Annotated in this window: 3 protein-coding genes; 2 read left to right on the top strand and 1 reads right to left on the bottom strand. The window is 48.0% G+C overall.

All coding sequences use genetic code 11. The features are described from left to right. Positions 1 to 1221: SLBB domain-containing protein (locus IQ270_RS26115; RefSeq protein ID WP_193976077.1), on the top strand; the 1221-nt coding region annotated here is incomplete at its 5' end. 195 nt (positions 1222 to 1416) lie between these two features. Then, on the top strand, positions 1417 to 3636 hold the full coding sequence (locus IQ270_RS26120) for a tyrosine-protein kinase domain-containing protein (RefSeq protein ID WP_193976078.1): 2220 nt from the start codon (positions 1417 to 1419) through the stop codon (positions 3634 to 3636). A gap of 229 nt (positions 3637 to 3865) precedes the next feature. Here IQ270_RS26120 and IQ270_RS26125 read toward each other — a convergent pair whose 3' ends face one another. Beyond that, positions 3866 to 6661 carry a Calx-beta domain-containing protein gene (locus tag IQ270_RS26125; RefSeq protein WP_193976079.1) on the bottom strand — a complete coding sequence of 932 codons (2796 nt, stop codon included), beginning with the start codon at positions 6659 to 6661 and terminating at the stop codon, positions 3866 to 3868. Positions 6662 to 7505: the final 844 nt, after the last annotated feature.

The following is a 7505-nucleotide window of genomic DNA, read 5'->3' on the forward strand; positions in this document are numbered from 1 at the left end:
GAGTTGAATTTTACAGGTGCTATCAGTCCTGAAGGGGTAATTGTACTGCCGCTGATTGGATCAGTAAATCTGCGCGGTCTGACTGTCGAAGAATCACAGCAGCGACTCCGCGAGCGCTTTTCCCAATTTATTAAAAATCCTCAAGTATCTAGTTCTTTGCTGGTTGGGCGCCCGGTAGTGGTGACGGTGACGGGGGAAGTGGCGAGACCTGGTTTTTATCCGCTGCAAACCCCGCAGATTCCGGCGGCTCTGGCAGCTGCGGCGGGGACTAATGCTACGGCGGAACTGCGGGCGGTGCGGGTGCGACGAACTCTGCCGGGGGGGGAAGTGGCGGAGCAAGTTGTGGATATTTTGACACCGCTGCAAACTGGTATTGCTCCGCCGGATTTGCGTTTGGAAGATGGAGATGCCATCGTCGTACCGTACAAACAGATTACAGCCGATCGCAAGTCCGATCGAGATTTAGCATCCAGATACAGCCTAGCCGCTGCCGCCGTCCCCGTCCAAATCACTGTCACCGGAGAGGTCAGCAAACCGGGTTTTTACACGCTTGGGGCAGGTTCTGGCCTAATTTCCGCCGCTTTGGCGATTGCGGGGGGAGCCACGGCAAAAGCCGATTTGCGGGCGGTGCGAGTGCGGCGGACACTGGTAGACGGCTCCTCGGTGGAGGAAGCCATCGACCTCTACACTCCCCTAGCAAACGCTAACGATTTGTTCGATTTTCCTTTGGTATCGGGAGATGTGATTCTCATCCCCCAATTGGACGCCAGTACCAAAAACCTAGACTACGACAAAGCTCTAGTAGCGCGGTCTACCTTGATTAAGCCCCGGATCTACGTTCGAGTTTTGAGTTACGCTAGTGGTAGTTTGACTTCGTTTTACCTAGAAAATGGCAGCAAGTTTTTGGATGCTATCAACAATTTGCCTGTCAATCTAGCTGACTTGCGAAAAATGGCTTTGATTCGGTTCGACCAAAAGCAAGGTATAGCTATCAACCGCAAGATAGATGCTAAAGCTGCTCTGGAGGGCAATGTTTCTCAGAACCCGATGCTCGAAGATAATGATGTGATTGTGATCGGTAGGAATCTGGTAGAGCGCGTTGGTTATGCAATCAATACTGTTACTAGACCCTTCCGCGATCTTTTGGGATTTATTCTGTTTTTTGAGCAGTTGAGAAATGGGGTAACAAATCTCTTCGGCCCGTCACCTAATAATAGGTAGGTAATTATTAGTTATTAGTTATTAGTTATTAGTTATTAGTTATTAGTTATTAGTTATGATTTACTCAACAGTCAACAGTTAACAGTTAACAGTCAACAGTTAACAGTCAACAGTCAACAGTTAACAGTCAACAGTCAACAGTCAACAATCAACAGTCAACAATCAACAGTCAACAGTCAACAGTCAACAATCATTATGACTTTATCAGTTGTTAAACGTTATTTAATTGCTTTCGACCAATACAAGTGGGTGGGACTGGCTACTCTGGCGACGACTGTGGGCGTGTCGGGAGTAGTTGCTTTGCAGCCAACTCCGGCGCCGGTTTATGTTGCTTCGGGTACGCTGGCCTACCTCAGACCGACCGTGATTTTTTCATCGACTACTACTAAAATTCAACAGGAAGGACAAGAAATAACTAAAGATATGCTACTGGATAAAAAGGTGATTGAACCAGCAGCAAAAAAAGAAAATGTTTCTGCCAAAAAGCTGACAGACGGCGTGCAAATCAAGATGCCGAGTAAGAATAATGACTCCAGCGCTTTGATTCAAGTATTGTACAAAGATGCCGATCGCAAAAAAGCAGAAAAGGTACTAGAGACGCTGATGAACGCAATGGTGGATCGCAGCAAAAATATTAATACTTCTAGACTGCGAGACACCATCGCCCAAATTAAAGAGCGCTTGCCGAAAGTAACTGATGAACTCAGAGAGACAGAAGCAAAGCTAGAAGCCTACGAAAAACGAGAAGGGACTTCAATTTTAGCAGCTCTCAACGGTACGCTGCCGCAAGCGATTGCCGGCAGCCAACAGCAGCAGCGGCAATTCCGGGTGCAGTTGGGAGGAATTGAAGCTCAAATTAAAAGCTTGCAGGATCGTTTGGGATTGAATGTGGAGCAAGCTTACGTCGCTCAAGCACTTTCGGCCGACCCAATTATTGCACAACTGCGAGTGCAATTGTTTTCGATCGAATCTCAGCTCAAAATTCTCCGCAGCGACTTGCAGGATGAACACCCGAAAATTGTAGAATTGCTCAAACAAAAACAAGCTTATGACGAGCAGTTGCAGCAGCGACAATCGGAGGTGCTCGGCGGTAACGGGGTGGCGGCTCCGCTCAGAAGTGCCGATCGAATTCGGGTAGACTCTTCTTTAGATCCCGCCAGACAACAGTTAGCTCAAAATATGATTGCTTTGCAAACCCAGCGGGAAATGGTGCAACAGCAACTCAAAGGAGTCGAGAAAACTGAACAGCTATTACGCCAACAACACGCCACAATTCCCAACAAGCAGTTAGAACAAGCACGACTGGTTCAGCAAGTGGGGTTCAAAAAAGCTCTTTATGACAAGATGCAGTCAGCTTTGGTAGACGCTCAAGCGGCAGTAGCGGAGACAACGGGGAGTTTGACAATCGCCCAGCTTCCCAAAACTGATGATGTTGAGTCAAACAAGAAAAGTTTGCCGGTGATGCTGGCGGTGGGGGGATTTGTGGGGTTGCTGCTGGGCGGCGGGTTGATATTTTTGTTGGGGATGCTCAACGGCAAGTTTTACAGTTGGGAAGAAGTGCGGGCGGCTTTGGTGGAAAAAGAGGTGCCGATACTGGCAGTTTTGCCTGAAGTGATTGTGTTTGATTCCTACGGTGATGAGATGCCTCTGGCTTTGGAATCCAATTCCCCCTATTTGGAGTTTTACGAGCGGTTGCGGACTAATTTGCGCCGAATTGGCGAAAATCCGGTAAAGGTGGTGTTGCTGACTTCGGCGGCTCGTTTGGAGGGGAAGAGTTTTAGTGCTTACAATTTGGCAATTGCGTCGGCTCGATCGGGCAAACGGACTTTGTTGATTGAAGCAGATTTGCGATCGGCTTCCAACGTAGAATCCTTAAGAATCGCTGCCGATCCTCTGGCGGCGGTGGAACCTTTGCACTATTACGGCAATATCAGCGAGTGCGTCCATTTGGTTCCCGATGTGGAAAACCTCTATGTTGTGCCGAGTCCGGGCTGTTTGCGGCAGGCTTCGGCGGTACTCGAATCGAGTGAAATGCGGAGATTGTTCGAGGATGTTCGCAACCGCTTTGATTTTGTGGTTGTGGATTCTCCGGCGTTGAGCGAGTGCAACGACGCGCTGACCCTGGAACCGTACACGGACGGTATAATTTTGGTGTCGCGGGCTGGTTATACTCTGGCTAGTATGCTGTCTGAAGCTGCCGATCAGTTGCTGGAATCTGAGGACGAAGATTCGCATAAATCCGGGCCGCGGCTGTTGGGGGCGATTATCAACGGTGCTGATATTGCGGTGAAGTTCCGCAAGGACGATATTGATGAGTTGGAGTTGCCTTTGAGTGCTGCGGGCGATGGGGCGATAGAAGTGCGATCGAGGCAATTACCGCAGCACTCAAAGCCCAAAAACAAAGCTATTAAGTAGACAGGCCCGAAGGAAGTCCCGCGCTCTACCGAGAGACGAGGTGAGCGTCGGGACAGTTGACAGTTGACAGTTGACAGTTGACTCCGGGTCGAAAAACTGAATGGTTGAGTGTTAACTGTTGACTCGATTTTATGATTGGGATGCAACCGTCCACGATATCAGAGAGGGATTCCACCCGACGGATTGCCGAGAGTTCGGAAAAGTCGGATGGCAGTAAAACTACTAGCGCCTAACCCAGCAACTGATTCTGGGGAGTGCCGCTCATAATCGGCTGTGTGCGTAAATTCCACCATTTCTCTGTATCGGAATTACCGATCGAGTTAGTGGAATTAATCCCGACGTTAGAGGCAGCTATTGGGTTAGCTATCCCCATTCCATTCAAAGAGTTGGTGATGAAATTGCTCAGTATATCCACGTTCTGAATACCGGTACTGCCGCCCTGCAAGCCAATCCCATCTTGCCCGACATTGCTAACTTGGTTGTTCGCATTAGCCTCCGCAAAGTTAGTAATTGGATCGTCGGAGACAAGGCTCGATGCAGTTAAGGTACGAGCGATCGGAGCAGGAGCAGTATCATTGTCTATGATGCTCAAAATGGCGCTGCTTTGGGTTCCAATCGTGGCATTGCCTGTAGGGCTGACCAAACTTAAATTGATAGTTTCGGTACGCTCCACCAAAGCGTCATCGATAATGGGAATATTGATGACTTTGGGTGCAGAATCTCCAGCGGCAAAATTAACAGCGATCAAACCATTAGTGTAGTCAGCAGGGGTTCTAGCAGTACCGTCGGCCAAGTTCACGATCGCTGAGACTGCACCCGTAGCACGGCCAGTGCGCGTTACTGTCACGGCTGCAACCTGAGTCCCATCTTCGTTGACGCTGAAGAAAGGGGAACTAAATTCCAGGGTGCTGTCATTGTCTACGATGGTCATAGTAGCGGTGCTTTGCGTTCCAATTGTCGCATTGCCTGTCGGATTAATTAAACTCAAATTGACAGTTTCGTTACGCTCTACCAAAGTGTCATCGACGATCGGAATATCGATCGTCTTGGGTGCAGCATCTCCAGCGGCAAAATTGACAGTGATCGGAGTATTGGTGTAATCATCAGGGTCTGTAGCAGTTCCATTGGCTAAGTTCACGGTAGCTGAAACTGCGTCAACACTACTGCCAGTGCGAGTGACTGTCACGGCTGCAACCTGAGTCCCATCTTCTCTGATCCTGAAGGTTGGGGCGCTAAATTGGAGTGTGCTGTCATTGTCTATGATGTCGAAAGTGGCTGTACTTTGCGTCCCGATTGTTGCATTGCCTGTCGGGCTGCCCAAAGTTAAGCGGATATTTTCGGTACCCTCTACCAAGGTGTCATCGACGATCGGAATATTGACGACTTTGGGTGCAGAATCCCCAGCGGCAAAATTGACCGAGATCGGAGTATTGGCGTAGTCACCAGGGGCTGTAGCAGTTCCATCGGCCAAGCTGACAGTGGCTGAGACTGCACCAGAGGCTACACCTGTGCGAGTGACTGTCACTGCTGCAATGGTCGTCCCATCTTCGTTGGCGCTGAAGACAGGAGCACTAAATTGCAGGCTGCTGTCATTGTCTGCGATGTCCAAACGGGCGGTACCTTGCGTTCCAATCGTCGCACCACCTGTCGGGTTTGCCAAACTTAAATTGACTGTTTCGGTACCTTCCAGCAAGGTGTCGTTGACGATCGGAATATTGACGACTTTGGGTGTGGAGTCGCCAGCAGCAAAATTCACCAGGATGGGACTATTGTTGTAGTCAGCAGGGGCTGTAGCAGTACCATTGGTCAAGTTGAGGCTGGCTGAAACTGCTGCGGTACTGCTACCAGTGCGAGTGACTGTCACGGCTGCGATCGGTACGCCATCTTCTCTAACCCTGAAGGTTGGGGCACTAAATTGCAGGCTGCTGGGAGGGAGAGTGTCATTGTCTATGATGCTCAAAGTGGCAGTACCTTGTGTCCCAATCGTTGCACCACCTGTCGGGTTTGCCAAAGTTAAGTTGACGGTTTCGGTAGCTTCCACCAAAGTGTCATCGACAATGGGAATGGTAATAGTCTTGGGTGCAGTGTCGCCAGCAGCAAAATTGACAGGGATGGCAGCATTGTTGTAATCACCAGGCGCTGTTGCAGTTCCATTGGTCAAGTTGACAGTAGCTGAGACTGCGCCCTCGCTGCCACCGGTGCGCGTCACGGTTACGGCTGCAACCGCTGTGCCGTTTTCGTTGACGCTGAAGGTAGGGGCACTAAACTGAAGGCTAGGCTGATTTGAAGTCCCTTGATAGTCAATCTTTCGCACCAGGTAGTCGGAACTATCGTCTTTGAATGCGGTGGCGGTGTAGGCAGCGGTGGGGCTATCGTAGGCTTTGGCGGAGAACCGCAGTTCGTCAAAAGCAGTGTTGGTGAGAGGCTTGGCTTCTATTTTGAATTGGAAATTGCCATCGGTGCGATCGCCAATGAAAGTCACTCCATCTGCACCCGTAGTAATCGCTTTTGGAGCGATCGGAGCGTTGAGACGAGTGATCGTAAAATTGCTGGCGGGTACCAGAGTCCCATTATTAAAGATTTGTAGCAAACCAACTTCATTACCTTGATCGCCGACTCCTGGGTGAGTTTTGATACCCAAGGTGCTAAGGTCGATCGTGGCGCTAGTGATATCTTGGTTATCTGCCCATTTCAGCTTCAGCGCCTGAGATTGATTTGTGTTGGGATCGTAGTTGATTTCCGCCCGAATTTTAGTAGGGTCAGTGAACCAACCATCATAGGAGGATGGGACACCGATACCAGGGGTACTCCCGTAGCTCAACCAGCTTTTAGGGTTTTCATTCGTTGGTAAGGTGAGATTGGCGATCGCTTGAGGATTAAGGTAATCAGTTTCCACGCCATCAAAAGCTATCCCAGACAGTTTGATACCTTGATTCTGAGCAGCAGTCGGCCATTTTGTAATTAGGTCATTGACGCTGGTGAAATTAGTGGGTTGACCCAAAGAACCATTCAATGGAGTAGGCATAGCTTCTCTTTTGATAGTAATTAACGATTAGAAATGACTTCAAACTAAACAAAGCCTTGGGCTTTTTTATAGTTCTTTGTCACGGTAAGAAACGTTTCAACATAAATAACTTATATCCGGAAAATTTTCCGATAAATTTTCATCTCTAGCCGCATCTCGACAAATAAACCGGGTTTTTTGGCTGATTTACGAGTCACAGGAAGTATTCTGGCAAAAACCCGGTTTATAGCCACATCCCGACAAATAAACCGAGTTTTTTAGCTTATTTACGCGTCACAAGAAGTATTCACGTAAAAACCAGGTTTCCGGCCACCCCTGCGTAAGTCGTATTTTTTTTAACTCTGTAAAAAGCTGGTTTTCCACATCCGTAGAGGAGAGCTTAAATAATTTTCATAATCCGTAATTTTACTTAGAATAATTAATTATCAAAATATGTGAAGGTGCAGTTGTGCGGTAGCAGGGATGCGATCTCTGCAGGTTAAGGCTTTGAGGCTTTGCAGAGTAGAGGACTCGATTCAGGAGGGACAGGAAAATTCCCAAAATTGAGATGCTGAAGTAACAATTGAATAGAGTGCTTCTATATTTCTTCTGATTTAGAATACACAGGTTTTGTGGAATTTTGACCTCGTTACTCGCCGGATTTATCTCCCATTTAGTTGCCATCATTCAAAAATATCAGCGATTGTCTGTTATCAAATAGTTTGAGTTGGAAATGTTCTTGATGAAACGATTGCTAAATTTATTAATGCTATTAATGATGAAAAGGCTGGAAAATAATTTCATCCTTGTTGTCTATTTTGAAAATTAGTTAGATAGTTAAATATTGTGTAATATTCGATCGCAC

The sequence above is a fragment of the Microcoleus sp. LEGE 07076 genome (assembly GCF_015207455.1).
In the GTDB taxonomy this organism is placed as follows: Bacteria; Cyanobacteriota; Cyanobacteriia; order Cyanobacteriales; family Microcoleaceae; genus Microcoleus.

Bases quoted from the DNA above. Each gene is read 5' to 3' on its own strand.
- IQ270_RS26120 (WP_193976078.1), top strand. From the start codon at position 1,417: ATGACTTTATCAGTTGTTAAACGTTATTTAATTGCTTTCGACCAATAC.
- IQ270_RS26125 (WP_193976079.1), bottom strand. From the start codon at position 6,661: ATGCCTACTCCATTGAATGGTTCTTTGGGTCAACCCACTAATTTCACC.